The sequence below is a fragment of the Rahnella sp. PAMC25559 genome, assembly GCF_050632365.1.
Lineage (GTDB): Bacteria > Pseudomonadota > Gammaproteobacteria > Enterobacterales > Enterobacteriaceae > Rahnella > Rahnella rivi.
The window spans coordinates 2,384,998-2,411,961 of the sequence record NZ_CP192543.1 but is presented as its reverse complement, the minus strand read 5'-3'; the positions used below and the strand labels follow the sequence as shown (position 1 = coordinate 2,411,961).

The 26,964-nt window shown below is 52.4% G+C and carries 30 protein-coding genes and 4 tRNA genes; 17 read left to right on the top strand and 17 right to left on the bottom strand.

Features of this window, described 5'->3' with window-relative positions:
- Positions 1–173: 173 nt before the first annotated feature.
- A complete protein-coding gene (locus tag ACQZQY_RS12445; RefSeq protein WP_056778656.1) occupies positions 174–539 on the bottom strand; it encodes a DUF2502 domain-containing protein in 366 nt (121 codons plus the stop codon).
- Between the two features lie 253 nt (positions 540–792).
- Positions 793–924, bottom strand: coding sequence for a hypothetical protein (locus ACQZQY_RS12440; protein WP_256370271.1), 132 nt, complete (start codon positions 922–924; stop codon positions 793–795).
- A gap of 213 nt (positions 925–1,137) precedes the next feature.
- Between ACQZQY_RS12440 and ACQZQY_RS12435 the strand changes: the two genes are divergently transcribed.
- Positions 1,138–1,350 (top strand): YccJ family protein, encoded by a 213-nt coding sequence (locus tag ACQZQY_RS12435; protein ID WP_056778653.1) that lies wholly within the window; start codon positions 1,138–1,140, stop codon positions 1,348–1,350.
- Positions 1,351–1,421: 71 nt separating this feature from the next.
- On the opposite strand, the gene ACQZQY_RS12430 is transcribed toward ACQZQY_RS12435, so the two are convergent.
- The 3 genes from ACQZQY_RS12430 to ACQZQY_RS12420 form a co-directional block, all read right to left on the bottom strand.
- Positions 1,422–1,685: a hypothetical protein gene (locus tag ACQZQY_RS12430; RefSeq protein WP_235533458.1), complete on the bottom strand. Its 264-nt coding sequence runs from the start codon at positions 1,683–1,685 to the stop codon at positions 1,422–1,424.
- 29 nt (positions 1,686–1,714) lie between these two features.
- Positions 1,715–1,990 carry a hypothetical protein gene (locus tag ACQZQY_RS12425; protein ID WP_056778646.1) on the bottom strand — a complete coding sequence of 92 codons (276 nt, stop codon included), beginning with the start codon at positions 1,988–1,990 and terminating at the stop codon, positions 1,715–1,717.
- Positions 1,991–2,130: 140 nt separating this feature from the next.
- A complete protein-coding gene (locus tag ACQZQY_RS12420) occupies positions 2,131–2,637 on the bottom strand; it encodes a YlaC family protein (RefSeq protein ID WP_056778642.1) in 507 nt (168 codons plus the stop codon).
- A 184-nt stretch (positions 2,638–2,821) separates the two neighbouring features.
- On the opposite strand from ACQZQY_RS12420, the gene ACQZQY_RS12415 reads away from it, so the two are divergent.
- A complete protein-coding gene (locus ACQZQY_RS12415; RefSeq protein WP_056778638.1) occupies positions 2,822–3,298 on the top strand; it encodes a GyrI-like domain-containing protein in 477 nt (158 codons plus the stop codon).
- Positions 3,299–3,303: 5 nt separating this feature from the next.
- On the opposite strand, the gene deoR is transcribed toward ACQZQY_RS12415, so the two are convergent.
- A complete protein-coding gene (gene deoR / locus ACQZQY_RS12410) occupies positions 3,304–4,068 on the bottom strand; it encodes a DNA-binding transcriptional repressor DeoR (protein ID WP_122095762.1) in 765 nt (254 codons plus the stop codon).
- A gap of 267 nt (positions 4,069–4,335) precedes the next feature.
- On the opposite strand from deoR, the gene ACQZQY_RS12405 reads away from it, so the two are divergent.
- Positions 4,336–4,602: a hypothetical protein gene (locus tag ACQZQY_RS12405; RefSeq protein ID WP_056778632.1), complete on the top strand. Its 267-nt coding sequence runs from the start codon at positions 4,336–4,338 to the stop codon at positions 4,600–4,602.
- A gap of 305 nt (positions 4,603–4,907) precedes the next feature.
- Here ACQZQY_RS12405 and ACQZQY_RS12400 read toward each other — a convergent pair.
- The 6 genes from ACQZQY_RS12400 to uvrY all read right to left on the bottom strand — a co-directional run bounded on the left by ACQZQY_RS12400 (position 4,908) and on the right by uvrY (position 8,450).
- Positions 4,908–4,993 (bottom strand) — tRNA-Leu (locus ACQZQY_RS12400).
- Positions 4,994–5,004: 11 nt separating this feature from the next.
- A tRNA-Cys gene (locus ACQZQY_RS12395) sits at positions 5,005–5,078 on the bottom strand.
- A 59-nt stretch (positions 5,079–5,137) separates the two neighbouring features.
- Positions 5,138–5,213, bottom strand: a tRNA-Gly gene (locus ACQZQY_RS12390).
- A 147-nt stretch (positions 5,214–5,360) separates the two neighbouring features.
- Positions 5,361–5,909, bottom strand: a complete 549-nt coding sequence (pgsA, locus tag ACQZQY_RS12385) for a CDP-diacylglycerol--glycerol-3-phosphate 3-phosphatidyltransferase (RefSeq protein WP_056778604.1) — start codon at positions 5,907–5,909, stop codon at positions 5,361–5,363.
- A gap of 56 nt (positions 5,910–5,965) precedes the next feature.
- Positions 5,966–7,801, bottom strand: coding sequence for an excinuclease ABC subunit UvrC (gene uvrC / locus ACQZQY_RS12380; protein ID WP_431295694.1), 1,836 nt, complete (start codon positions 7,799–7,801; stop codon positions 5,966–5,968).
- Positions 7,794–8,450, bottom strand: coding sequence for a UvrY/SirA/GacA family response regulator transcription factor (gene uvrY / locus ACQZQY_RS12375; protein ID WP_013576296.1), 657 nt, complete (start codon positions 8,448–8,450; stop codon positions 7,794–7,796). The genes uvrC and uvrY overlap by 8 nt, the downstream gene beginning before the upstream one ends.
- 790 nt (positions 8,451–9,240) lie before the next feature.
- Between uvrY and ACQZQY_RS12370 the strand changes: the two genes are divergently transcribed.
- The 3 genes from ACQZQY_RS12370 (at position 9,241) to ACQZQY_RS12360 (ending at position 10,521) form a co-directional block, all read left to right on the top strand.
- Positions 9,241–9,465, top strand: a complete 225-nt coding sequence (locus tag ACQZQY_RS12370) for a DUF2594 family protein (RefSeq protein WP_056778602.1) — start codon at positions 9,241–9,243, stop codon at positions 9,463–9,465.
- A gap of 105 nt (positions 9,466–9,570) precedes the next feature.
- The gene (locus ACQZQY_RS12365; RefSeq protein ID WP_162997847.1) at positions 9,571–9,741 is read left to right on the top strand and encodes a hypothetical protein; all 171 of its coding nucleotides are present in this window, start codon (positions 9,571–9,573) and stop codon (positions 9,739–9,741) included.
- Between the two features lie 3 nt (positions 9,742–9,744).
- Positions 9,745–10,521, top strand: a complete 777-nt coding sequence (locus ACQZQY_RS12360; RefSeq protein ID WP_056778600.1) for an AraC family transcriptional regulator — start codon at positions 9,745–9,747, stop codon at positions 10,519–10,521.
- Here the strand turns inward: ACQZQY_RS12360 and leuA are convergent.
- Positions 10,490–12,160 (bottom strand): 2-isopropylmalate synthase, encoded by a 1,671-nt coding sequence (leuA, locus tag ACQZQY_RS12355; RefSeq protein WP_431295693.1) that lies wholly within the window; start codon positions 12,158–12,160, stop codon positions 10,490–10,492. The two genes, ACQZQY_RS12360 and leuA, sit on opposite strands and share 32 nt — an antisense overlap.
- Positions 12,161–12,352: 192 nt before the next feature.
- Here leuA and ACQZQY_RS12350 point away from each other — a divergent pair, with 192 nt between their 5' ends.
- Positions 12,353–14,119 carry a sensor domain-containing phosphodiesterase gene (locus tag ACQZQY_RS12350; protein WP_431295692.1) on the top strand — a complete coding sequence of 589 codons (1,767 nt, stop codon included), beginning with the start codon at positions 12,353–12,355 and terminating at the stop codon, positions 14,117–14,119.
- Positions 14,120–14,186: 67 nt separating this feature from the next.
- On the opposite strand, the gene ACQZQY_RS12345 is transcribed toward ACQZQY_RS12350, so the two are convergent.
- Entirely contained in the window at positions 14,187–14,600 is a 414-nt protein-coding gene (locus ACQZQY_RS12345) for a hypothetical protein (protein ID WP_431295691.1), read from the bottom strand.
- A 227-nt stretch (positions 14,601–14,827) separates the two neighbouring features.
- Here ACQZQY_RS12345 and ACQZQY_RS12340 point away from each other — a divergent pair, with 227 nt between their 5' ends.
- Complete coding sequence (locus ACQZQY_RS12340; RefSeq protein WP_431295690.1) at positions 14,828–15,076, top strand: hypothetical protein; 249 nt, start codon at positions 14,828–14,830, stop codon at positions 15,074–15,076.
- A gap of 271 nt (positions 15,077–15,347) precedes the next feature.
- On the opposite strand, the gene ACQZQY_RS12335 is transcribed toward ACQZQY_RS12340, so the two are convergent.
- A tRNA-Lys gene (locus ACQZQY_RS12335) sits at positions 15,348–15,423 on the bottom strand.
- 370 nt (positions 15,424–15,793) lie between these two features.
- Here ACQZQY_RS12335 and cycA point away from each other — a divergent pair.
- Positions 15,794–17,188, top strand: a complete 1,395-nt coding sequence (gene cycA, locus ACQZQY_RS12330; protein ID WP_390974872.1) for a D-serine/D-alanine/glycine transporter — start codon at positions 15,794–15,796, stop codon at positions 17,186–17,188.
- A 54-nt stretch (positions 17,189–17,242) separates the two neighbouring features.
- On the opposite strand, the gene ACQZQY_RS12325 is transcribed toward cycA, so the two are convergent.
- Both ACQZQY_RS12325 and rutR read right to left on the bottom strand, forming a co-directional pair.
- Entirely contained in the window at positions 17,243–18,232 is a 990-nt protein-coding gene (locus ACQZQY_RS12325; protein WP_122095768.1) for a metal-dependent hydrolase, read from the bottom strand.
- A 10-nt stretch (positions 18,233–18,242) separates the two neighbouring features.
- Entirely contained in the window at positions 18,243–18,932 is a 690-nt protein-coding gene (gene rutR / locus ACQZQY_RS12320) for an HTH-type transcriptional regulator RutR (protein ID WP_431295689.1), read from the bottom strand.
- A 411-nt stretch (positions 18,933–19,343) separates the two neighbouring features.
- On the opposite strand from rutR, the gene rutA reads away from it, so the two are divergent.
- From rutA to ACQZQY_RS12280, 8 genes are all read left to right on the top strand, one after another.
- The gene (gene rutA, locus ACQZQY_RS12315) at positions 19,344–20,435 is read left to right on the top strand and encodes a pyrimidine utilization protein A (protein WP_056778579.1); all 1,092 of its coding nucleotides are present in this window, start codon (positions 19,344–19,346) and stop codon (positions 20,433–20,435) included.
- Entirely contained in the window at positions 20,432–21,184 is a 753-nt protein-coding gene (gene rutB, locus ACQZQY_RS12310; RefSeq protein WP_181955514.1) for a pyrimidine utilization protein B, read from the top strand. The genes rutA and rutB overlap by 4 nt, the downstream gene beginning before the upstream one ends.
- Positions 21,185–21,210: 26 nt before the next feature.
- On the top strand, positions 21,211–21,597 hold the full coding sequence (gene rutC, locus ACQZQY_RS12305) for a pyrimidine utilization protein C (RefSeq protein WP_113878315.1): 387 nt from the start codon (positions 21,211–21,213) through the stop codon (positions 21,595–21,597).
- 32 nt (positions 21,598–21,629) lie between these two features.
- Positions 21,630–22,469, top strand: a complete 840-nt coding sequence (gene rutD, locus ACQZQY_RS12300; RefSeq protein ID WP_431295688.1) for a pyrimidine utilization protein D — start codon at positions 21,630–21,632, stop codon at positions 22,467–22,469.
- Entirely contained in the window at positions 22,454–23,044 is a 591-nt protein-coding gene (locus ACQZQY_RS12295) for a malonic semialdehyde reductase (protein WP_183846355.1), read from the top strand. The genes rutD and ACQZQY_RS12295 overlap by 16 nt, the downstream gene beginning before the upstream one ends.
- Before the next feature lie 29 nt (positions 23,045–23,073).
- On the top strand, positions 23,074–23,700 hold the full coding sequence (rutF, locus tag ACQZQY_RS12290; RefSeq protein ID WP_431295687.1) for an NADH-dependent FMN reductase RutF: 627 nt from the start codon (positions 23,074–23,076) through the stop codon (positions 23,698–23,700).
- A gap of 25 nt (positions 23,701–23,725) precedes the next feature.
- A complete protein-coding gene (rutG, locus tag ACQZQY_RS12285) occupies positions 23,726–25,075 on the top strand; it encodes a pyrimidine utilization transport protein G (protein WP_431295686.1) in 1,350 nt (449 codons plus the stop codon).
- Positions 25,076–25,323: 248 nt separating this feature from the next.
- Positions 25,324–26,964, top strand: a complete 1,641-nt coding sequence (locus ACQZQY_RS12280; RefSeq protein WP_431295685.1) for a TIGR04028 family ABC transporter substrate-binding protein — start codon at positions 25,324–25,326, stop codon at positions 26,962–26,964.

Genomic DNA, 26,964 nt, shown 5'->3' with positions numbered 1-26,964 from the left:
TTTTTGTATTCACATATTTTTAATCAATTAATTACCAAAGTAACAATCGGTTTTTGACGTAATAAAAACGTAAAAGGAACAGAACTGACGTTAGGGATGCATTTGCATCACCACCGCCAACCCTGTTCCCAAAATTTGTTTAATTCTGTGTAGTCTGTTCTGTCGCTCTTGCTTTACCAGCGACCGGGAGGTGGCCCTTCACGCCAGTGTCCCGGTGGCCCATCGCGCCAGTGCCCAGGAGGGCCGTCACGCCAGTAACCGGGTGGCGGACCTTCATGCCAGTGTTCATGGTGCCAGTAGCGAGGCGGCGGTGGCGGAGCGGGTTCGTAATACACCCAGTGTCCACGCCCCTCATCACGATAATGTTCATCCCACCAGCCCGGCGGACGCCAGTCTCCGCCATCCCAATAATATCCGCGCGGGTCGCGGTCACCGATATGCAGTGACAGCCCCGGCATGTTCACCCCCAGCTCGACGTTTGCATGCGCGAGAGCAGGCAAAGTCAGCAAAACGGCGAGAACAAGAATCAGTTTTTTCATTATAAACCTCACGACCTGCTTATCAGGTGGTGACAAATTACCTCCCGCTATCTTCCTGTTCTATAGGAATTTATCCCAAAAAAAATGTCCTTTCGCTATCCTTACAATTGCGTCAAAAAGGGCTGAGGGAGATGACTGCGCAACGCTATGTCAGTAAAGGAGATTCGGTGAAAAAAACGTGAACGCCCATAAATGTCAGACACAAAAAAACCGCCGAAGCGGTTTCTTGTTTTACTGTACTTTGGGGCAAAAATTAGATTTTGCAGCCTTCACAGTCACTTTCATCCTGAACAGCCTCAGGCACTGCTGCTGCTTTCTCAGCCGCTTTTTCTTCCGCGGACACAAGTGCAGCATCAATGTCAAAATCAAAAATATCGTCGCTCATGTTCATCACCTTAAATGTTCAAATCGCCCTCATTATAAACGACACTGGCATACATCTGACGCCTTTTTTGTGCCCTGATGACGCTTTTATTCCCCCGGTACTGAGCACAAAAAATCACCGGAGTTTGCAAAAGTGGTTCACGGAAACCATAGTTATAATGATTATTCTGGTGTTCCTAAGACACTATTTGCGAACCCTTACGAGGAGAACCTGATGACAACGTCAAACATCAAAGCCTGGGCCAACACCCGTGAAACCTCTCACGAAATCGCCGAAGCGATTTTTGAGCTCGCCAAGAATGATGAAACACTGGCGCAGAAAATTTGGGAAGAAGGGAACGATGAAGTGTTACCGATCGCCTTCGCCAAAACGAAGGAAGACCATCTGTTCTGGGGTGAAGAAAAGATCGACAGGAAAAATGTCTGAGGGCTAACGACTGTCGGAGCATGATTGGGCCCTGAGCCATGCTCAGGGCTGGCAGGAAATTTACGTCGGAGTTAGCTGTCGAATCCAAAACCCATCTGATGCGCCCACTCAAAAATCTGCTCTTTGTAGACAAACCGCGGTTCGCACACGCCCGGCTCTCCGGGTGTCTGGATCATCACCGCGACACAAGGGTATGACAGCGGCCTGGCATCAAAAATAAAATCATCGACTTCCTGATCGGCAAACTCAGAGGTTTCACTTACCGCGCTCGCCTGGAAAATTTCATCCATTATCCACTTACGGTATTCCACTTCGTTGTTGATAAACTTCATCATTCACCTCAGCTTTTGCTCTCTCTGTATTCTCAACCGTGAAGCTCGTCGCCACCACAGCACGGACAGACTTCTGCACGGGAAACCGACATTTCAGCGAATCCGTCGCACTCCCACTCCACGCGTAACGGTTTCCCGCTGTCATCATCAGCCTTGATATAGCGATTATAGTGGAGAGCCTGCCCGGTCATGGTTTCAGTCAGCAGCAAATGTTCGCCAGCATAAATGCGTGCGACAGCCTGCGCATCCTGTTTTTCACCCGAAACGATTTTGTGAAGATGATGAATAGTCAGTTTAATTCGTTCCACGGCAGCTCCGGTAACGGCTCAACATACAGTGTGTTTCGTCCTGTGCATCGACGATTCATACAAAAAATGTATATCCAGCCGCTATTTTATCAGAGCTGACGGGGTGACGTCATGGGCGGAAGCCATGTGAATGGGGGCAATTAGTGCGCTAGCTGAACGCTGTTCAGTGTTGAGGGCTGCTGATGCTCGAGGCGCGCCAAATCATACACATCGTAAAAATCGACAAAACCTTTGTTTTTCACGATCGACTCAATGCGGTTTTTAACTCCGGCACTCACGCTCTCGGCGCTGAGGATTTGACGTACTGCATCTTCAGATAATTCGCGGCTGAAATACCATTCCCCGTTGTAGCAGACACGCAAATCCAGCACACCGATATCTTCATAGCGGTAGACCGGTTTGATTTCCAGCAACAACATAGCGGACATGAAAACCAGAAAAGCCGTGAATCCGATAAACCAGCCGATACCCATATAAGGTGAAACATACATCACAATACCGACGGCAATATACCCCACCAGCATCGCGAGACACAGCCAGGGATGTTTCACAAAAAACTCAACGTTGACGCGCGCCCTGCCGTCACGACCTTCCTGACGGTTGATACGGTCAATTTCACTATTTAATACATTTTTGATCACGTCCATTTCATAACCTCGTTGCAGTCACGACTATAATGCAATCTGATAATGTTATTTTATCATGACAACTGTTATAGCGCGTAGAGCAGTTACCGGCCTCAAAACGGGAAACTGTTATAGCTGGCATTTGCGTCACTGATATTTTCATCATGGAATTCTCTCTGTTCATGTCAGATAAAAGGAGAACATCGTGGCACTATTAATCGTAGAAAGACCGGCTAAAAAACTGGTGAGTTACCGGGTGGTCGGGCCATACAAGGAGTCAATCCACAGCGGTTTTCAGCAGTTGACGAAATGGGTCGCACGACACCATCAGCCACACACAGAATGGCTGACATGGTTTCACGATAACCCCGATACCACGCCAGCCGAGGCATTGCGGGCGGATCCTTCCGTGTGTGTGGCTGATAATTTCATACTGGATGATGCTGACGGGCTGGCACTGCAAACCTTACCCGGTGGCACCTATGCGGCCTATCACACCACCATCACGGACGGTAATTTTGAACACGCCTGGCGGGAATTTTATAGCCAGTTGTTGGCCAGCAATCACTACCGGCCGGATGGCAAAGCCTGTTTTGAACATTACCTGAGTGATGGCACTAAAACCGGCATCTGGGAAGTGGTGTTTTATCAGTCGGTCGAGAAGATCCCGGCCATTCGCTGAAAGGTTCAGACATTGAGTGTGATGTCTGCCTGCTGGCAAAAATCAAGGTAAGCCTGTGGCGGTCTGGCATCGCTGACCAGCGTATTGAAACGGGCTAAAGGTGCGATCGCCGCCGGTCGCACCTGATCAAACTTACTGCTGTCGGCGACTAAAATACTCTGCGCAGATCGCTCCATCGCCTGATGTTTCATCAGCAGTTCATCAAAATTAAAACAGGTCACCCCGTGTTCGATGCTCACACCGGCGGCTGAGATAAACGCCTTCGTTGGCCGGATAAAATCGAGCTCACTGCTGCGACCAATTGGCGTAAAAATACTGTTGCTGGATTTAAACGCGCCGCCGCATAAAATCACATCGCAGTGAGGTTTTTCCTGCAGCGCCAAAAAAGTATTCAGCGAATAACAGATCGCAGTAAATACCCTCGCCTCGGGGATACTCTCGATGACATACGGCATGGTGGTTCCGCAGTCGAAAAATACCGTGTCATTATCGAGTATCAAACTGGCTGCGTTTTCGGCCAGGCGACGCTTTTCCGCCACCTGGCGCATTTTCTGTTCACTGATAAAATAATGCGTCGCCGGGTTATTTTTCGGATCCATCACGATATAACCGCCGAGCAGGATAACCGGCGCAGGGTCGCTGCTTAAATCACGCCGTATAGTCATTTCGGAAACATTGAGCAGTAAAGACGCTTCTTTCAGGTGAATTTTGTCGGTCTTTTTTAGTGCCAGCAACAGACGCTGGATCCTGTCTTCACGCTTATTTTCCATGATGTTATCTCAGCTTTCCGGTTCGCAGCCCGCCACTATACCTTCGCAGCCATCTGGCCGCAAACCGGTGCGTTGTGTGAATTAAAGGGATAATAATGAACAATAAATTACCCATGCACACTTTGAGGTTTTTCCCATTTCTTCAAATGGTTGAACGCTCCCTACACCTTGTCGCGGCTGAAATCCACTGATAATTTATTTATCGTTAAGTAACTGCCGCCTTTTTGTGCTAGACTACTGGCCGCTCTAAGTAAAACCGGAGGTTTTATGAGTTCTACCGTTGTAAACGCTCAAGACGAGTGTCCGTTGTGTCAAAACACGAATAAGACGTCGGTGAATATGTCGGCGAAAATTGTTACTGTGACCTGCACATCATGTGGCCGTTACAGTATCTTCCGCAAAACCATGGAAGAGATTTCGATAGACCGGAAGAAACGCGTCGCGCTTCAGGCGTTTTTCACCAGCCAACCGAACTACCACCTGCCTTTATCTATCCGGGCACTGAGTAATACAGAAGCACCGGGTGAATTTTAGCCCTAAAAAACGCCCTTCGGGGCTGTTTTAATCTGCATTTCCTACATCTCACACTAACGATCAGCGCAAACCTCACCGGATACTCACGGAGGGAATGATTTCGTCTCAGGGCTGATAAGATGTCGTGTTGCTGTAAAAACATAAAGGCCACTCTTAGAAGTGGCCTTTATTATATTTAGACATATCGTTATCACACGCGTGTTTCTCACGATGCCTGACTGAATTTCAGACATAAAAAAACCACCCGAAGGTGGCTATAACGACATTACTACTTTATTGCTTTTGATTATTCAGCTAATTTTCCATGGTACCCGGGACGAGACTTGAACTCGTACAGCCTAAGGCCGAGGGATTTTAAATCCCTTGTGTCTACCGATTCCACCACCCGGGCTCCGGGAAAATTGGAGGCGCGTTCCGGAGTCGAACCGGACTAGGCGGATTTGCAATCCGCTACATAACCGCTTTGTTAACGCGCCTTAAATCTTACTACTTGTCTTGCACTTAAACCAATCACGAGGATCAGTTTAATAAAATTTGGAGCGGGAAACGAGACTCGAACTCGCGACCCCGACCTTGGCAAGGTCGTGCTCTACCAACTGAGCTATTCCCGCTTTAATCAGAACGTACTGATTTTTTTAACTATCTTCCGGCTCATTGCTGTCTGCCTTCCGATGCGTTGCATTCTACTGACCTGAGAGAATGAGTCAATAAAATTATCTGCATCCTTCGCTCGTTTGACGTTTTTTACGTCAGTTTGATCAGGGTTCCAGCAAATCGTGACGTGCAGCGTTCAAATACTGGAACATTGACCAGAATGTCAGCACCGCCGCGATATAAAGTGCGACCACACCGACACCCACAACGATGTTGTCCGGACGCCATAACAAGGCTACCAGCGATAGCATTTGCGCTGTTGTCTTCACTTTGCCAATCCAGGAAACCGCCACACTGCTTCGCTTACCAATTTCAGCCATCCACTCGCGCAGCGCCGAAATGATAATTTCACGGGCAATCATGGTGGCAGCCGGTAACGTTATCCACCAGGAGTGGAAATACTCCGCCACCAGCACAAGCGCAATGGCCACCATCACCTTATCGGCAACCGGGTCTAGGAACGCACCGAACCGCGTGGTTTGTTTCAGGCGGCGCGCCAGATAGCCGTCAAGCCAGTCTGTCATGGCAGCAAAAACAAAAATGAGCGCGCAGGCCATCGGTGCCCATGGGTATGGCAGATAGAAGGCGAGCACGAAGAAAGGTATCAGCGCAACGCGGAACAGGGTGAGGCACGTCGGTATATTAAATTGCATAGCGAAGGTAACTGTTTGTCCAGTTTAGATATTATGAGTATGTTGCTACAACGGCTTTAGTGTTTCAACGCATTATGAATCTTTTCTGCTAATGCGGTAGAAATACCGGGTACCTGTGCAATTTCCTCGACGCTGGCATTCAGTAATGGCTGGATGCCTCCCATATACTTCAATAATACCTGACGTCGTTTCGGCCCGACGCCTTCAATCTCTTCAAGTGCGCTGGTAGTCCGCACCTTGGCACGTCGCTGACGGTGCCCGGTAATGGCATGATTATGAGAATCGTCACGGATATGCTGAATAACGTGTAAGGCTGGCGAATCTGACGGTAAGGCAATCCCCTCACCTTCAGGCACAAAGAATAACGTTTCCAGACCTGCTTTACGATCGGCACCTTTCGCAATACCAATCAGTAAAGGTTTCGATTTATCCCACGTCACATCCAGTGAATGAAACACATCCAGCGCCATTCCTAACTGCCCTTTCCCGCCGTCGATAAAAATTACGTCGGGAATTTTTTTGTCATCCAGCGATTTACTGTAGCGGCGGGTCAGCACCTGACTCATCGCGGCATAATCATCGCCCGGCGTAATACCGGTAATGTTGTAACGACGGTATTCAGAGCGAACCGGGCCGTTGTTATCAAATACCACGCAGGAAGCGACCGTTTGTTCGCCCATAGTATGGCTGATATCGAAGCATTCCATGCGGTTAATTTCCGCAAGATTAAGGGTTTCCGCCAGTTCAGCCATGCGCTGATGGATTGTTGACTGCTGTGCCAGCTTGGTGGTCAGCGCCGTGGAGGCGTTAGTGCGCGCCAGTTTCAGATAACGGGCGCGGTCACCGCGCGGTTTACTCTGAATCAGGACTTTACGACCCGCTATCTGGCTCAGGGATTCAGCCAGTAACTCTTTCTCTGGCAGACTGAAATCCAGCAGGATTTCGCCGGGCAGCGTTCGCATCTGGCTACCCTGGAGATAAAACTGACCGACGAAGGTTTGCACCACTTCGCCGAGGTCAGTGCCACCGGGGACTTTCGGATAGTAGCTGCGGCTGCCCAGAACTTTACCCTGACGAATAAACAGAACGTGAAGACAGGCCATGCCGGATTCGAACGCCACACCGATAACATCAAGATCTTCGCTGTTGCCCGAAACGAACTGACGCTCAGTCACCCGGCGCACTGCCTGAATCTGATCGCGGATACGCCCGGCATCCTCGAAGCGTAAATCTTGACTGGCTTCTTCCATGCGATTAACCAGTTGCGTCACAACCTGCTGATCTTTCCCCTCGAGGAACAGACGCACGTAATCAACCTGGTCTTTATAATCCTGATCGCTGACCAAACCTTTCACGCAAGGCCCGAGACACCGACCAATCTGATATTGCAAACAAGGGCGGGAACGGTTGCTGTAAACGCTGTTTTCGCACTGACGGATCGGAAAAAGTTTCTGTAACAGCGCCAGCGTTTCACGCACCGCATAGGAGTTGGGGAACGGCCCAAAATACTCGCCTTTTGCGTGCTTGGCACCGCGATGCACGGTAATGCGTGGATGGTTATCGGCGCTGAGAAAAATCAGCGGATAGGATTTGTCATCACGCAACAGTACGTTATAGCGCGGCTGATACAGCTTGATGTAGTTGTGTTCGAGGAGAAGCGCCTCGGTTTCCGTATGGGTCACGGTGACATCGATTTGCGCAATATTTTTGACCAGAGTTTCCGTTTTACGGCTGGAAACCTGAACACGAAAATAGCTGGAAAGACGCTTTTTAAGGTCTTTAGCTTTACCTACATAGATTACGGTGCCGCTGGCGTCATACATCCTGTAGACGCCCGGTTGGCTGGTGACCGTTTTCAGAAAGGCTTTAGGGTCGAAACGCTCATCATTCACTGCCTGATAAAGTCTCCGTATTGAACAAACCGTGTCGAATAGCTAGATGGGTCAACTCAACATCGCCGCTGATATTTAATTTACTAAACATCCGATAACGATAACTGTTAACTGTCTTAGGACTCAAGTTAAGTTGTTCTGAAATTTCATTCACTTTTTGCCCTTTGGTAATCATCAGCATGATTTGTAACTCACGCTCTGATAACGAATCGAAAGGCGTTTCAGACTGCGGTTCAATCTGACTGAGTGCCATTTGTTGCGCGATATCAGACGCAATGTAGCGCTGACCCGAGTCAACCAGGCGGATAGCATTGACCACTTCCTGTGGTGCTGCACCTTTACTCAGATAACCGGAAGCCCCCGCCTGCATCACTTTTGCGGGCAACGGGTTTTCAGTGTAAATCGTTAACATGATGATCTTGATATCCGGCGAGAAACGGACGATTTTCTTCGTCGCTTCCAGCCCGCCAATACCCGGCATGTTCATATCCATCAGGACAATATCAACGTCATTGGTACGGCACCATTTCACGGCATCTTCGCCGCATTGTGCTTCCCCGACAACTTTGATGCCTTTGATATCTTCGAGAATGCGTCGGATCCCTGCGCGCACCAATTCGTGGTCATCAACAAGAAGAACGCTAATCAAAGAGAATTCTCCAAAAAATAAGGGCGACACACCATCAGGTTCTTCCGCTGGCCTTTACACAATAAGAGGCATTAAACATTAATATGTACAGACAGCGTAGAGAAGAGAAGGTGGCAATAAGAAGCCAACATCAACTCAGTTACCCCACTAGCGCACAGCGATAGTGTTTTTAAATCAGGCATTCAGGTTATTTATTATAGCCCGCGCATTTTACTCTATCTCGCCAGCTTCACCAACAAATGTCTGCAAAAAACTAGTTTGCTGAATGTAAATGAGAACTGCCATCACCTGTATTAATGATACAGAAAAAAAGCATTTTGAATCAAACAATAAGGTCTGTATCAAGCTACATCTTTTTTCCTGTAAAAAATAATGTATTCACCATTCCTTGGGTTCAAATAACGTGTTTTAAAGAAAGGTGATTAAATCAGCAAAGCATCAATTTCATATATCTATGATATACCCAATGATTATTTGCAATAGCACGAAATGTCGCGGTTTTTATAAGAATAAACTTAGCTTTTAACATGCGAAACATCCTGTTCCAAATATGTTTAGTATTCTGTACTGACTTCCGGGAAATGGATTTATCTCAGGTTATACGTTTCGCTAAATGTTGCATCGCCCCTCCTTTTAACCCGCGCCAGCCCTGTCAGTGCCCTAAAACCTGTGACTATGCTAAAATGCTGTCACTTTGCACCCCGCCCTTTCGGGTCAACCTGTTAATACCCCCTTCTTTTTACTGTATAAAGTCGGGAGCGCTGCCTTGCAGCCTGCCTGAGGAGAAATAATGAGTAACTGCGATTTTACCACTGAAGCAAACGTTGAAACCCTGGCGACAGAAGTTGCCTGCCTGAAAGCCACTCTGACCCTGATTTTGAAAGCTATCGGTCAGGCTGATGCCGGTAAGGTCATGTTGAACATGGAAAAATACGCTGCGCAGATGGAAGATGAACAACAGGCAGAAATCTTCAGAAACTCCCTGCAACAAATCAAATTCGCTTACCGCCAGTAATGTTTTCCCGGAGTCTGTCGCCCGACGGACTCCGCCTTTCCAGCGCGTCCCCGCACGAAATCTGCTATAATTACGCCCTCTTATCATTTCATCAGGACAACGGTTATGAGCGAAAATAATAAAGAAAACAAAAGTAAAGCTGACGACGTTCACGTTAGCGACGGCCTTGCAGAACTGATTGAAGTCTCAGAACAACTGACTGAAGAAGAAATTCAACAGGCGGCAGAAGAAGCAAAACAGGCAGTTGAAGACGCTAAGAACCAGAAACATCACTGATTCATGCATTATAACGTTCTCGCCCCGTATCAGGCCATTGTGCCGCTGGCCATTGATTATCAGCATGGCGACAGCGAACCTGCGCACAGCCATAACTGCTCGCAACTGATCCATACGTTGTGTGGCGTTGTTGAAGTGCATACCGCGCTCGGCACCTGGATGGTTCCGCCGGGGCGCGGCGTTTGGTTACCCGCCCACGTTGAGCACAGTCTGCGTTTTATCGGGGGCGTAAAAGCCCGCACTCTCTTCGTCGATCCGCTGGCACGCGCCGATTTGCCGGCTCAGTGTCAGGTGGTCCAGATTTCTCCGCTGCTGCGTGAACTCATTCTCGTCTCGCTGACGCTTCCTTCAGACTACCTGCCCGGTGGCCGTGATGAACGCATCATGGAATTACTGCTTGATGAACTGCGCCTCTTGCCGACGCTGCCGCTGCATTTACCTGAACCGCAGGAGCCGGAACTGCTGGCGCTGAGCCAGCATATTTGCCGTGATCTGAGTGCATCATGGGAGCTGGAGGATGTCGCGCAACGCCTGAACATCAGCAGCCGCACGCTTTCCCGCCGATTTCAGCGCGAAACCGGTCTGCGTTTCAGTGACTGGGTGCGTCAGGCTAAATTGCTCGAGGCGCTTCAGCAATTAGCGGCAGGAAATTCAGTGATTGATGTGGCGCTGGCGCTCGGCTATGACAGCCCGAGCGCCTTCAGTGCAATGTTTCGTCGTTCACTGGGCGTTTCGCCGAGTGAGTATTTTAGTCAGCCAGAATCCCGCCCGCCGCATTAAACAGCGCCTGCAAAGATGCGCTGGACACATCACTGTCGATGCCCACGCCGTAGCACGTTTCCCCATGCTTACCCTGACAACTCACATAAGCCACGGCCCGGCTGTGGCTCTGATGCCCTAACGTATGCTCGTGATAATCACCAATCTCGAGCTGAATGTCGTAACTACGGCGTAACGCATCCACTGCGCCGGACAACAACCCGTTGCCGCTGCCGGTAATATTCTGCTCTTCATAACGGTAACGGATACGCGCGTTGAAATGACAAACGTTCTGCTCATCGCTGCGGATGTCATAACTCAGCAGTTTCACCACCGGTTGCTCGGTCAGGCCGTAACGCTGACGGAACAGCCGCCAGATATCGCTGGTGCTCATTTCCTTGCCGTGGGTATCCGTATCCCGTTGCACGGCTTTACTGAAATCAATTTGCAGGCCGCGCGGCAGTTTCAGGCCATGATTCTGCTCGAGTAACCATGCGGCACCGCTTTTCCCCGACTGACTGTTTACGCGGATCACTGCTTCGTAACTGCAACCGACATCCGCGGGATCCAGCGGCAGATAAGGCACGCGCCACACCGCATTTTCTGCGGTTTTCTGCGCAGCAAAGCCTTTTTTGATGGCGTCCTGATGCGATCCGGAAAACGCGGTAAACACCAGCTCACCGGCATAAGGGTGGCGCGGGTGAACCGGCAACTGATTACACTCTTCGACCGCTTCGACAATCGCCTGTAAATTGCTGAAATCCAGCTGCGGCGCGACGCCCTGCGTATAGAGGTTCAGCGCCAGCGTCACGATATCCACATTCCCGGTGCGCTCGCCATTGCCAAACAGACAGCCTTCGACGCGATCGGCTCCCGCCAGCATCGCCAGCTCGGCACAAGCGACGCCGGTTCCCCGATCATTATGCGGATGCACGCTGATAGAAACCTGCCCGCGACGGCTGAAATGACGGCAGAACCATTCAATCTGATCGGCATAAATATTCGGAGTACTGACTTCAACGGTGGCCGGCAAATTAATGATCATTGGCCGCGACGTGCCCGGTTCCCAGACATCGGCTACCGCTTCGCACACTTCCAGCGCAAACTCCAGTTCGGTAAAGCAGAAGGTTTCCGGGGAATATTCAAACGTCCAATTCGTTTGTGAATATTGCTCACAAAGCTGACGGATTTGCTGCGCGCCGCGAACGGCCAGATCCCGCGTGGCTGCCTGATCCTGATTGAAAACCACTTCGCGAAACACCGGCGCAGTGGCGTTATATAAATGCACGATTGCGCGCGGTACGTCCTTCAGCGCTTCAAAAGTACGGGCAATCAGATCTGGCCGCGAAGGCGTCAGCACCTGAATCACCACGTCATCCGGAATTAATTTGTCTTCAATCAGCCCGCGAACAAAATCGAAATCGGTTTGCGAAGCCGAAGGAAACGCCACCTCAATCTGCTTAAAACCACATTTCACCAGCAAATCAAAAAACTGACGTTTACGCGCATTATCCATCGGTTCTGCGAGTGCCTGATTGCCGTCACGCAGATCGCTTGAACACCATTGCGGGGCTTTATCGAGTACCTTTCCCGGCCACTGGCGGTCGGGTAAATTCACCTGCGGGAAGGGGCGATATTTTTGCGACGGGTCGTTTAACATACGATTCTCCTTTTATCATGTGGGCAGCGTTAATCTTGTGTTAAATCCATAGTACGCAAACGCTATCTTTCTGCGCCTGACTAACTGACAGCAACCCTCGCAAAACGGACAAAAGAAAATGATAAATGAATGAGACTCACGCTATAGTGCATAACTAAACGCGTCCAGGTTGGCGATCAGAGGTCGTACAGAATGAAAAGGGTTCTGAATCTAAACGAAAAAAAACGGCTCTCGGCGCTGCAAAACCTCAATATTGCGGACAGCAATCCGGATGAAGTGCTTGATCTGATTACCCGCCTTACCCAACAGATTTTTGATATCCCGATGTGCCTGATTACCCTGGTGGACGAACATCGCCAGTGGTTCAAATCAAAGACCAATATGGCCATCAGCCAGACGGCACGTGATATCGCCTTTTGCGATCACACCATTCGTTCTGCCTCCGTGATGGTGGTGAACGATGCGGAACAAGATCCGCGTTTCAGTGACAATCCGCTGGTCACCGCCGAAAAAGGTATGCGTTTTTACGCCGGTGCACCGCTGATTACCCGCAAAGGGTTTGCCATCGGCAGCCTGTGCCTGATTGACAATCAGCCGCGCGATTTCACCGTGCAGGAGATCGAGATGTTGTCCGATCTCGCGGCCATCGTCATCGATATTATCGAATCACGCAGCTCCGTCGGTTTTACAGATATCGTGACCCGTCTGCCCAATCGCCAGCGATTGATGGAAGACATCGCAACGCTTATCAAAACCGCTGATCACACGCCTTATTTGCTGATTCTGATCGACACGCTCGACACCTTGTATGCCTACGATATCGGCCGCGCGATCGGCATTCCGAAAGTCGAAAATATTCTGAAAGATGTCGGCTCATTTTTGCGCACGGAGCTCAATGAGAACGACAAAGTCTACAGCCTGATGCTCGGGCGTTTCGCCCTTATTAAACGGCTGGATGAACAGGAAGAGACATTCAGGCAACTGGAAATCGCCGCGACCAAAATTCAGCAAAGCATTACCAGCGACATCCCGATTAACGTGCGCCTCCACGCCGGTTACACGGTATTTTCGTCCACCTCTGAGTGCGCCGAAACCATCATGCGACAAGGCATGTCTTCGCTGCATGAGGCGATAAGTCACAACCGTCTGGTGATGCCGTACCAGCACGAATCCGATGTAATTCAGTTGCGTGCGTTTAATCTGCTCAATGATTTGATGGCGACGGTGTCTTCCTGCGAGGATTTTCATCTGCTCTATCAGCCAAAAATCCGGCTGGCGGATAAAAAATTCCACGGCGTCGAAGCGTTAATCCGCTGGCATCATCCGACGCTCGGCATCATTTCGCCCTCAGAATTTATTCCTCTGGCAGAAAAAACGCCGCTTATCACTCCGCTGACGAACTGGGTGATTACGCAGGCGGTGAGGCAGATTGCCGAGTGGCAAAAGCGCGGTGCACAAATTCAGGTGTCGATTAATCTGACCGCCAATAACCTGGTGGAACAGGATTTAGTTCAGCGCATTCATACCGCGTTGATCCTGCATCAGGTTTCGCCCTCCATGCTGGAAATTGAGTGTCTGGAAACCCAGACACTGATGAATAATCCTCACGCCGTTGCCTCCCTCGACGCCCTGCGGCACATGGGCATCAGTATTGCGCTGGATGACTTCGGCTCCGGCTACAGCAACCTGAATTACCTGCAAAAAATACCGGCGGACACCCTCAAACTGGATCAGTCACTGATTCAGGGCATCAGCCGCGACAGTAAAAGCAAAGTCATCGTGAAATCGATGATTGATATGGCGCACGCGCTCAGCTATCACGTGGTCGCCGAAGGCGTGGAAGACAATGACACGCTGCGTTGTCTGGAAGAGCTGCAATGTGATTCCGTGCAGGGGTTTTACTATTCGCGTCCGCTGCAACACGATCAGATTCTGGAATGGTCGAAACCTTACATTTGATTGTGCCCTTCGCCTCAGAAACAAAAAAAACCGCCGCGGCGGTTTTTTTATATCCTCTGCTGAGCGCTTACTGGCCGCTTTTAAGACGAATATTGTAGGTGCCAAAAATGCTGCGGTCAGTTTCAAGATCAACGCTCTGCCCCTTCGCATCCACTGTGATGGCGCCGGTGGTTTTGGTCAGCGCGCAGGCAAGACGGACTTTAACCTTGCGCATCCCATTCGGCACATTCAGGTCCACGAACTGATTGAAATGCAGCGAAGCCACGGTCTGACCATCGAGAATCACAATCAGCGGACAGGTTTTTTCAAACGGGATCATTGACCACTGATCGATGCGATGCAATCTGATGTGCGTTTGCCCTTCCGGTGCCTTGGTGCTGGCATTGGCGAAAGAGGATTTGACCTGAAGGGTCGGTTCATAAGGATTGCTTGCGCACCCGGCTAAGAGTAAAGCAGCCAAGGCCACCAGTGTTTTTTTCATCGTTATCTCCCTGAGTTTATGCACGAATGATAGCAGCGTGCGCGGCGCGGGCAACAAAAACCGGTGGGAGTTCGGCAGGCAGGAATGAGAAGCCTGAAAACCGGGACAAATCTGTGATGTTCGTACGAAAATCAGCCACCCGAATTGCTAATCACCGCCCACTCGTATTTGATACTCTAATTAAGAGTTATCCGACCCGACGTTCACTTCAGATTCAGGAAACACCTATGTACAGCTACACACTTATCGCACCCGCCGGGATCGTAAAGACGTATGAAGACGAGTTCCGCGAAAAAGGCATTGAGCTGCTGGTGGCCAAACAAAACCGTTCAGAAATGGTGGTTTTCCGCAGCAGCAAGTTTACCGAAGAACGTACTTTTATCACTCACGTTCACCTGCTGATTTTCAGCCTGTGCATGCGGGTACAAAAACAACTTAAAAATGGTAATAAGCCTAATACGACAATTATGTATTAATTTTTTCTATCCGAAAGAGAATGTTCCGGCCTCAGATATTGAGGCCTGACGCACCGCTCCCTGTTATTTCCCCCTTTGTATTTCGCGTCAACACGACAAATAATCTTATTCCACGATTTACAATTAACCCTCACGCTCAGCGCTTATTTATATGCGATAAATGCGGCATGATTTTTTTCAGGCATTGCCTGCTGAAAGGGTGAAGAAAAAATGCAGAGGGATAAAAATTAAAACTCAGAGGGGAAATCTATCACGTTGATTTACTGAATGTTGGTGGGTCGTGCTGGGTTCGAACCAGCGACCAATTGATTAAGAGTCAACGGCTCTACCAACTGAGCTAACGACCCAACGGGACGGATTATTCGCCTCTTGAGCGGTGATGTCAAACGCTTATCCTTACTTTCTTTGCCGTTATTCTCGCGTAAATTTGTGAAGCCCATCACACCTAAAAGCGTTATTATTCCCCCGCAGTCACGCTCATCTGATTATTTAACACGCGGTTATCCTCGATGTAAAAATTACGATACATTTCTTCGATTGGCATTTTTCATGCCCGTTATAATAAATGCGCGCTTAACATTACTATTACATCGTCAGCCCGTCGCTGTCGTTCCAGTGCCGGTCAAATTAACAACGGTTTAAAACATAATTTGTTGAAATAAAGGCGATATGGCGGAGTTCATACGCAAAAAGCAAAAAAACAGGAATCAATACAACATGCAAGAAGAGTCAAAAATCCTCGCTAAGCCGGAGGAAGAGAACGCGGAAGGTCTGCGTCGCAATCTCTCCAACCGGCATATTCAGCTGATTGCCATCGGTGGCGCCATTGGTACGGGTCTGTTTATGGGCTCCGGAAAAACCATCAGCCTGGCTGGTCCGTCTATCATCTTCGTATACATGATCATCGGCTTTATGCTGTTTTTCGTGATGCGCGCGATGGGCGAACTGTTGCTGTCCAACCTCGAATACAAATCCTTCAGCGATTTTGCCGCCGATCTGCTTGGCCCATGGGCCGGGTATTTCACCGGCTGGACCTACTGGTTCTGCTGGGTGGTGACCGGCATTGCGGACGTGGTGGCGATCACCGCCTACGCCCAATTCTGGTTCCCCGGACTTTCCCAGTGGATAGCCTCGCTGTTATGCGTTTTGCTGTTACTCAGCCTGAATCTCGCTACCGTAAAAATGTTTGGCGAGATGGAGTTCTGGTTCGCGATGATCAAAATCGTCGCCATTGTCGGGCTGATTATTGCCGGGCTGGTGATGGTACTGACCCACTTCCAGACGCCCGCTGGCACCGTCGCCTCTTTCAGCAATCTGTGGAATGACGGCGGCTTCTTCCCGAAAGGCATCAGCGGCTTCTTCGCCGGTTTTCAGATAGCCGTGTTCGCGTTTGTCGGTATTGAATTGGTCGGGACTACCGCGGCCGAAACCAAAGATCCGCAGAAATCGCTGCCACGCGCCATCAACGCCATCCCGCTGCGCATCATCATGTTCTACGTGTTCTCGCTGATCATGATTATGTCTGTCACGCCGTGGAGCCACGTGGTTGCCGATAAAAGTCCGTTTGTTGAACTGTTCGTGCTGGCCGGTCTTCCGGCGGCGGCGAGCATCATCAACTTTGTGGTGCTGACGTCGGCGGCGTCCTCCGCTAACAGCGGCGTGTTCTCCACCAGCCGCATGTTGTTCGGCCTGGCACAGGAAGGCAATGCGCCGAAGGCGTTTGGCAAACTGTCATCGCGCGCGGTGCCGTCAAACGGCCTGACCTTCTCCTGTATCTGCCTGCTCGGCGGCGTGGTGCTGATTTATCTGATCCCAAACGTGATGACCGTCTTTACGCTGGTGACCACCGTTTCTGCGATTCTGTTTATGTTCGTCTGGACCATCATCCTCTGCTCTTATCTGGTCTACCGCCGTAAACGTCCGCAACTGCACGAAGCGTCAATCTACAAAATGCCGCTGGGTAAAGTGATGTGCTGGGTCTGTATGGCGTTCTTCGCCTGCGTGCTGGTGCTGCTGACCCTGCAGGATGACACCCGTCAGGCGCTGATCGTCACGCCATTGTGGTTTGTCATTTTGGGTATCGGATATTGGTTGCGCTGCCGGAAAGCCTGAACAATGTCCTGATGTAACAAAGGAGCCTTATGGCTCCTTTGTTTTTAGTGCGGATCACTCAACGTCCAGCGCCTGCCTGAACTGTTGCCACATTTTTGTGGCCGAGGGTCTGGCTGAGGCTACTTTCACCGGCAGCTCGGGCGGTGCACCGGCTTTTATGTCACCGAGATCGAACACAAAGCTGTAATCCGGCTCCTGACCCATGCGTAAGTCGCTGACCAGAATATGCCCGCCCTGCTCTTTTACGCTGAAGAACCCGTGGCTGAACCAGGCGACGCGGGCCATAAATGCGTTATCTTTATGCGCTTCATACAGGGCTTCACCGCGTGGATAAAAGCGGAAACGGATCGGCGAATCCGGGTGCAGCAGCGAGGTAAAGCCTTCGCCGTAACTGTCTTTATTCATCACCACAACCCGCCATACCAGCGTATTGAGCGGTGTGGGCGTCACCAGTACCTGCGTGCTTTCAATGTTCTGACGTTGCAGTTCCTCGCCCACGTGGCGCGTCACCTGATGCTGCTCGACCACGGTGCAGGCCAGATATAAACAACTGACGCCCAGCAGTACGTTATTCCACATGATCCCGCGTTGCTGCTCGCGGTACAGCGCCAGCCCGACGCCGATGATCAACGGCAGCGTATAGAGCGGGTCGATGATAAAAATGCTGCCGACCGCAAAAGGATAATTCGTGAACGGCAGGCCGAGCTGGGTACCGTACACAGTCATCAGATCCAGCAGCGGATGGGTGATCAATGCCAGCCAGACCGCGCCCCACCAGTGCCTGAAATGCTGCCCGGCGCTGAACAGTTTTGCCATCAGCCAGGCCAGCAGCGGCGAAATCAGCGTCAGATAAAACAGCGCATGGCTTTCCGTGCGGTGCATTGTCATATTGCTGATGGCGTCACCGTGATCGTAAAACACATCGAGATCGGGCAAGGTGCCGCACACCGCGCCTGCCAGCGCCGCTTTCCACACCGGCGTGCGTTTGCCCATCACCGCGATACCAACCGCCGCGCCCAATACTAATTGTGATACCGAATCCATCCTGACCTCTTTAAGCCCGAAGCTGTATGCCTTCGGTAATAATGCGCTGCACGTTACTCACGGTCTGCTCGAAAAAGTCAGGATCGTTGAGCGTTTTGCCGGTAATGGCTTCCACCTGCACCCCGAAATCAGCGTAATGCTGCGTGGTTGCCCACAGCATAAATATCAGATGCATCGGGTCAACCGGCGCGATCAATTCGGCTTTTATCCAGCCGCGGATCACGTCTGATTTATCTTCCACCAGCGTTTTCAGGCTGCCGCCCAGTTCCTGTTTCAGCAGCGGCGCGCCCTGCACCATCTCCAGACAAAACAACTTTGACGCCTGCGGGTGATCGCGCGAAACGCACAGCTTAAGGCGGATATATTCCCGGATGGCTTCCAGCGGATGCTGATCCGACTGCAAGGCTTTCAGCGGCGCCAGCCAGATATCCAGCAGCCCTTTCAGCACCGCGATATACAAATCTTCTTTCGACGGGAAGTAATAGAGCAGATTGGTTTTGGACACGTCCGCGCGCTCTGCCACCTGATCCAGACTGGTGCCATGAATACCGTACAACGAAAAGAATTCCAGCGCGGCGGCCATGATATTGCCCCGTTTGGCGGCAACGGCACGCGAGCGGCGGGTGGGGGCTTTCGCCGCGGCTTTACGGGGTTTACTTTCCCCGACGGCTGACAGCGGATGTTCATCCATTGGCTTCACAATGTCTCCCTGAGACAAACGGCAAGGCAGAAATCATAACAAATGGGGATACCAGCGACTATCGCTATGCGTCGGGATGATGAAAGCAACAAACCATCTAATACCAGATAACCACAAAGGGTTATAAATTTAACAAATTTGCACCATTTCCGCACATTCCTGCCTGATTTATGTGCAGTTTGTTTTGACCAAATGGTCTGAAACAGACCATTTGCTCCACCCGCCTGTCAGGATCCTTTTTAACCCACTGAAAATAATAACAATTAAAAAACTGGCATCCCCTTTGCAATAGTTCTCCCGTCAGGAGATTTCAGCACGGTGCAATTCGGAACCCGCAGGACGCACTCAAGCCGCGCAGAGATTTTCGCAAGCCCTTGTTTTGGTACTACTTATTTTCAATCGAGGTGAGCTATGAAAATCGGTGTCTTTATTCCTATCGGCAACAACGGCTGGTTAATTTCAGAAACTGCGCCGCAGTACAAACCAACCTTCGAACTGAACAAAACCATCGTGCAGAAAGCGGAGCACTACCATTTTGATTTCGCGCTTTCGATGATCAAACTGCGCGGCTTCGGCGGTAAAACCGAATTCTGGGAACACAACATGGAGTCGTTCACGCTGATGGCCGGTCTTGCCGCCGTGACGTCGCGCATTCAGCTTTACGCCACCGCCGCCACGCTGGTGATGCCACCGGCGATCGTCGCGCGCATGGCCGCCACCATTGATTCCATCTCCAATGGCCGTTTCGGTGTGAACGTGGTCACCGGCTGGCAGAAACCGGAATACGAGCAAATGGGCATGTGGCCGGGCGATGACTATTTCACCCGCCGCTATGACTACCTGACCGAATACGTCAGCGTGCTGCGCGACCTGTGGGGCACCGGCCACTGCACGCTGGACGGCGAATTCTTCAAAATGGACGACTGCCGCGTCAGCCCGCGTCCGCAGAGCGAAATGAAAGTCATCTGCGCCGGACAAAGCGATGCCGGTATGGCCTTCTCCGCCAAACATGCCGATTTCAACTTCTGCTTCGGCAAAGGCGTCAATACCCCGACCGCCTTTGCGCCGACCGCCGCGCGCATGAAAACGGCGGCCGAAACCGAAAACCGCGACGTCTCCTCTTACGTGCTGTTTATGGTGATTGCCGATGAAACCGACGCCGCCGCCCGCGCCAAATGGGAGTTGTATAAATCCGGTGCCGACGCGGATGCCCTGGCGTGGCTCACCGACCAGAGCAGCAAAGACACCAAATCCGGTGCCGATACCAACGTTCGCCAGATGGCTGACCCGACTTCGGCGGTCAACATCAACATGGGCACGCTGGTCGGTTCTTACGCCAGCGTCGCCAGAATGCTCGACGAAATCGACACCGTCCCCGGCGCCGGCGGCGTGCTGCTGACCTTTGACGATTTCGTGGAAGGCATTGAAAACTTTGGCCGTTATATTCAGCCATTAATGAAAACCCGCCAGCACATCGGCATCGGGCATAAAGAGGTCGCATGATGAACGTTGTTGAGAATCAAACCGTGGTCCGCCGCGAACCCCAAAATACCGGCGAGGAAACGATCCTCACAGCACGTCCTGAAGCCATTGCGTTTACGCCGCAGCAAACGGCGCTGATTGTGGTGGATATGCAAAACGCCTACGCCTCACAGGGCGGTTACCTGGATCTGGCCGGTTTTGACGTCTCCGCCACCGCGCCGGTGATTGCCAATATCAAAGTGGCGATTGCTGCCGCCCGCGCCGCCGGGATCAAAGTGATTTTCTTCCAGAACGGCTGGGACAATCAGTACGTCGAAGCCGGAGGCGCCGGTTCGCCGAACTTCCACAAATCCAATGCGCTGAAAACCATGCGTAAGCGGCCTGAACTGATGGGCAAACTGCTGGCGAAAGGCGACTGGGATTATGACCTGGTGGATGAACTGCAGCCGCAGCCGGGCGACATTGTGCTGCCTAAACCGCGTTACAGCGGCTTCTTTAATACCCAACTCGACAGCCTGCTGCGCAGTTACGGCATTCATCATCTGGTGTTCACCGGCATTGCCACCAACGTGTGCGTCGAATCCACCCTGCGCGACGGGTTCTTCCTCGAATATTTCGGCGTGGTGCTGGAAGACGCGACCCATCAGGCAGGCCCGGAATTCGCCCAGAAAGCGGCGATTTATAACATTGAAACCTTTTTTGGCTGGGTGTCCAGCGTACGCAATTTCTGCGACGCGGTGGGCTATAAAACTGAACAAAACGCGGCCTGACCGCTTTCTGAAAAGGATGAGTAACCATGCCTAAAAGCGCCATTATTCCGGCTGGCAGCGGCGTTCCGCTGGCACCTTTTGTTCCGGGCACCCTCGCCGATGGCGTGGTGTACGTTTCCGGTACATTGCCGTTTGATAAAGACAATAACGTGGTGCATGTCGGCGACGCTGCCGCGCAAACCCGTCATGTGCTGGAGATCATCAAAAGCGTGATCGAAACCGCGGGCGGCACGATGGATGACGTCACCATGAACTCGATTTTCATCACTGACTGGGCGAACTACGGCGCAGTGAATCAGGTTTACGCCGAATACTTTCCGGGCGAAAAACCGGCGCGGTTCTGCATTCAGTGCGGGCTGGTAAAACCGGATGCGCTGATCGAAATCGCCTCGATTGCCCATATCGGCAAATAATCCGTTCTGTCCTGAAACCCTGAGGAAACAGCATGTATTACAAGGTATTGGGTAAGAAAGAGGCGAATGCAGAAACCGTCGTGCTCTCCTCGGGGCTGGGCGGTTCCGGTGGCTTCTGGCAGCCACAACTGGCGATGCTGGCAGAGCATTTTCGCGTGGTGGTGTACGACCAGCACGGCACCGGCGTCAGTCAGGGCGCGGTGCCCGCCGGTTACCGGATGGAGGACATGGCCGACGAACTGGCGGGCATGCTCAATGAACTGGACATCAGCCGCTGCCATTTAGTCGGGCACGCGCTCGGCGGCATTATCGGCCTGCATCTTGCCCTGCGTTATCCGGCGCTGTTGCAAAGCCTGGTGGTGATTAACGGCTGGACCAGGCTCGACAGCCAGACCCGCCGCTGCTTTGAAGTGCGGCAGAATTTGCTGCTTAACAGCGGCGTCGATGCCTACGTGCAGGCGCAGCCGCTGTTTCTGTATCCGGGCGACTGGCTTTCTGAAAATGAAGCCTTACTGCAGGAAGAGCGCCAGCATCAGGTGACGCATTTTCAGGGAATGGAAAACCTGCTGCACCGCCTGCAGGCGCTGATGGCTTCCGACCTGACGGAATCGCTCGGGCAGGTGATCGCCCCGACGCTGGCGTTCAGCTGTAAAGATGATTTGCTGGTGCCGTGGTCGCAATCTGCCGATCTCGCCTCCCGCCTGCCTCACGGCGAGCACATCCACATGCTTTACGGCGGCCACGCAATGAGCGTGACCGACCCGGAAACCTTTAACCCGATTTTACTGGACTGGCTGAGGCGGCATTCATCGCAAAACCCTGCCACGCCGTCCGGCCACCTGCCCACGGAGACATCATGGCCGAAGCATTAACCGCCAGCGCACTGGCAACGTTATTCACCGAAGCCCGCACCCACAACGGCTGGCTGGATAAACCCGTCACCGGCGAACAGCTGAAAACGCTGTATGAACTGGCGCGCATGGGGCCGACCTCGGCCAACTGCAGCCCGGTGCGCATCGTATTTATTCAGAGTCAGGAAGCCAAAGCGAAACTGGCTCCGGCGCTTTCCAGCGGCAATCTGAAAAAAACCATGACTGCGCCAGTGACGGCGATCATTGCCTGGGATCCGGCATTCTACGAACTGCTGCCTGAGCTGTACCCGTCCGGCGATGCCCGTTCGTGGTTCACCTCCAGCCCGCAACTGGCGCACGACACCGCATTTCGCAACAGCAGTTTGCAGGCCGCGTATCTGATCATGGCCTGTCGCTCGCTCGGGCTCGACACCGGCGCGATGTCCGGTTTTGACAACGCGAAGGTCGATGAAACTTTTCTGGCGCAGGAAGGCTGGAAATCCAATTTCCTGATCAACATCGGTTACGGCGACAGCAGCAAAGTGTATCCGCGCGCGCCGCGCCTTGATTTCGACCGCGCCTGTCGCGTGCTGTAAGCACACTGATTCATTCTGAGGAGCAGACCATGCCATCAACCCTGAACGCCACATTGTCAGCAACCGATATGCCTGTTGCTGAAAAAATCGCTGCCGTTGATAAAAACGCCGCTATTGAGAAACAAGCCGCTGTTGATAAAAACGCCGTCGTTGAAAAGCAAGCCGCTGTTGAAAAGCAAGAGTACCGCGATGCGATGGCGCGCCTCGGCTCCGCCGTCAACATTATCACCACCGACGGCCCCGGCGGACGGGCGGGCTTTACCGCCTCCGCCGTGTGCAGCGTCACCGATACGCCGCCGACATTGCTGGTGTGCCTGAACCGCTCGGCGTCGGTGCACGCAGCATTCACGCAGAATCAGGTGCTGTGCGTCAACACGTTGGCAGACTGCCATGAGTCGCTCTCCAATTTATTCGGCGGCAAAACGCCGATGGAGCAACGCTTTGACGCCGCCGAATGGGCGCGTCTCGCCACCGGCTCCCCGATCCTCACCGATGCGCTGGTGTCGTTTGACTGCAAGGTCACGCAAATTACCAGCGTCGGTACGCACGACATTTTGTTTTGTGAAGCCGTTGCATTACGACGTAACGACGACAGCCACGGACTGGTGTATTTCGACCGGCGCTATCACCCGCTGATGCGTCAGACAGCCTGTTAACTCAACCTGATTAGGGACTTACAGCATGGCAAATACCTCCTGGTTTCCACAATGGCGTAAAAGAGAAGGTAATCTGGATGGCGCGGTGATCGCGCCGGATGAAAGGCTGCCGTTTGGATCGACGGTGATCATGGGGCTGCAACATACGGTGGCGATGTTTGGTGCCACCGTTTTAATGCCATTGCTGATGGGTTTTGACGCCAATATGGCGATTTTGATGTCGGGCATCGGCACCCTGTTGTTCTTCCTTGTTGTTGGCGGGCGTGTGCCCAGTTATCTCGGTTCCAGCGCCGCGTTTGTCGGGCTGGTGATTGCGGTGACCGGCTACAGCGGCCACGGCGCGAACCCGAATATCGGCGTGGCGCTGAGCGGGATTATTGCCTGCGGCGTCGTCTATACGCTGATCGGCTTTGTGGTGATGGCGGTCGGCACGCACTGGATCGAACGCCTGATGCCGCCGGTGGTGACCGGTGCGGTGGTGATGGCGATTGGCCTGAATCTGGCGCCGATTGCCATTAACAGCGTGTCGGCATCGTCTTTTGACAGCTGGATGGCGGTGATGACCATACTCTGTATCGGCTCGGTGGCGGTCTTCACCCGGGGTCTGGTGCAGCGCCTGTTGCTGTTGCTCGGGCTGGTGGCGGCGTACCTGATTTATATGGTGATCACCAACGGCCTTGGGCTGGGCGCGCCGGTGGATTTCAGCGCCGTGGCGCAGGCGCCGTGGTTTGGTTTACCGACGATCACCACGCCGGTGTTCAGCTCGCACGCCATGCTGATGATTGCGCCGGTGGCGGTCATTCTGGTCGCCGAAAACCTCGGCCACATTAAAGCAGTGGCGGGCATGACCGGCAAAAACCTCGACCCGTACATGGGCCGCGCGTTCGTCGGTGACGGTCTGGCAACCTTACTTTCAGCGTCTGCTGGCGGTACCGGTGTGACCACTTACGCTGAAAACATCGGCGTGATGGCGGTGACCAAAATCTATTCCACGCTGATTTTTGTCGCGGCGGCCATTGTTGCCATTGTGTTGGGCTTCTCGCCCAAATTTGGTGCACTGATCCACACCATTCCGGGGCCGGTGCTCGGTGGCGCGTCAATTGTGGTGTTTGGATTAATCGCTGTGGCCGGTGCCCGCATCTGGGTACAAAACCAGGTGGATCTGGGTCTTAACGGCAATCTGATCATGGTCGCGGTCACGCTGGTACTGGGCGCAGGCAACTTTACCCTGAGCCTCGGCGGCTTCAGCATGGGCGGCATCGGCACGGCGACCTTCGGCGCGATTTTGCTTAATGCCTTCCTGAGCCGCAGCCAGCAGGTCAAAACGCAGCCGGAAATAAAAACTGGCACAGAAGCTGCATTAAAAGATCACTGACGACCTCAGTTTCTCCTTAGCTCATCATTTTTGATGATCGCCAGCGGTTAGCCGGTCCACCCGTCCGGATTAGCCGCTGGTTTTTTTCTTTCTGCCTCCCGTCCGTTTCCCCTAATGCCGTTTCCAGCTAACCATTGCTAAATTCCTTCGTTCACCTGCCCTTTAAATTGGTTTGTTATGGGTCCAGCACTTTCGTTCTATGCGAACGGAAAAGTGATTCATCTGCTAATAAGAAAAAGGGTTTAACTATGCAAAACATTCGCCGGGCAAACGCGATCACCCGCGCACTGGCTTTAGGGGCACTTCTCACCAGCACGTTTTCCGCCATCGCCGCTGACAGCACACCGGTTCAGGGCGGCACGCTGATTTATCTTGAGCAGCAGGCGCACACCAACCTGTATCCGCCCGCAGGCGGCTTCTACCCGAACGGCGGCATCCTTAATCAGATCACCGACAAACTGACCTACCAGAACCCGAAAACGCTGGAGATTGAACCCTGGATCGCCGAATCCTGGTCCTTCAACGCCGATAAAACCGAATACACCTTCAAGCTGCGTCCGGGTGTGACCTTCTCCGACGGCACGCCGCTCGATGCCAGCGCGGTGGCTAAAAACTTTGATACCTACGGTCTGGGCAACAAAGAGCACCACCTGCCGGTGTCCGAAGTCATCAACAACTACGACCACAGCGAAGTGATTGATCCGCTGACGGTGAAGTTCTATTTCAAAAAATCCTCGCCGGGCTTCCTGCAGGGCACGGCGACGATTGGCTCCGGGCTGGTGTCGCTGAGCACGCTGGACCGCAATTTTGATGCGCTGGGTGATGCCACGCACATCATCGGTTCCGGCCCGTTCGTGGTCAGCAAAGAAACGCTTGGGCGAGAAGTCGATCTGACCGCGCGTAAAGATTACAACTGGGGGCCGAAAAACCTCAAACAGCAGGGCCGCGCCAATCTCGACGGCATAAAAGTGATCGTCACCGGCGAAGACAGCGTGCGTATCGGCGCGCTGCTGGCGGGTCAGGCGGATTTCATCCGTCAGGTTCAGGCCTATGACGAGAAACAGGCCAAAGACCAGAACTTCCCGATTTATGCCGCGCCAACCAAAGGCGTCAACGACAGCATTTCGTTCCGCCCCGATAACGCGCTGGTGTCTGATCTGAAAGTCCGTCAGGCGCTGCTGCACGCCACCAACAGCAAACAGGTGGTCGATACGCTGTTCTCGCCAAACTACCCGCAGGCCACCTCGGTGATTGCCAAAACCGCAGCCGGTTATGTTGATCTGAGCAACAAACTGACTTACGACCCGACGCTTTCTAAAAAGCTGCTTGATGAAGCGGGCTGGAAACCGGGCCCGAACGGCATCCGCCAGAAAGACGGCAAAACGCTGTCGCTGACCATCTATGAATCACTGCCACAACCGCAGAACAAAGAGGTGTTGCAGCTGGTGTCGCAGCAATGGAGCCAGGTCGGCGCGAAGCTCAATATTCTGGCGGGCGACGCGGGCAGCCGCGTGGCGGATAACCTCGATCCGGAGAAAACCCCGGCTAACGTGGTGGAAGTGGGACGCGCCGATCCGGACGTCATCAAAAGTTCTTTCTACCCGACTAACCGTGATGCGCTGCTGCAAAAAGGCGGCCTGAGCAGCAAGGTGAAAAGCTTCCGCGACGACAAACTTAACGACCTGCTGACGGCCATTTCTGCCGAAGTGGATCCGAAAAAACGTCTGGCACTGACCGGCGATGTGCAGAACTACCTGCTCGATCAGGCGTATGTCATTCCGATTTTCGAAGAGCCGCAGGTGTTTGCCGGTGCGCCGTATTTCAAAGGCGTGAGCTTTGAAGCGGTCGGGCGTCCGAGCTTCTACGGCGCGTGGCTGGAAAAGCACTAA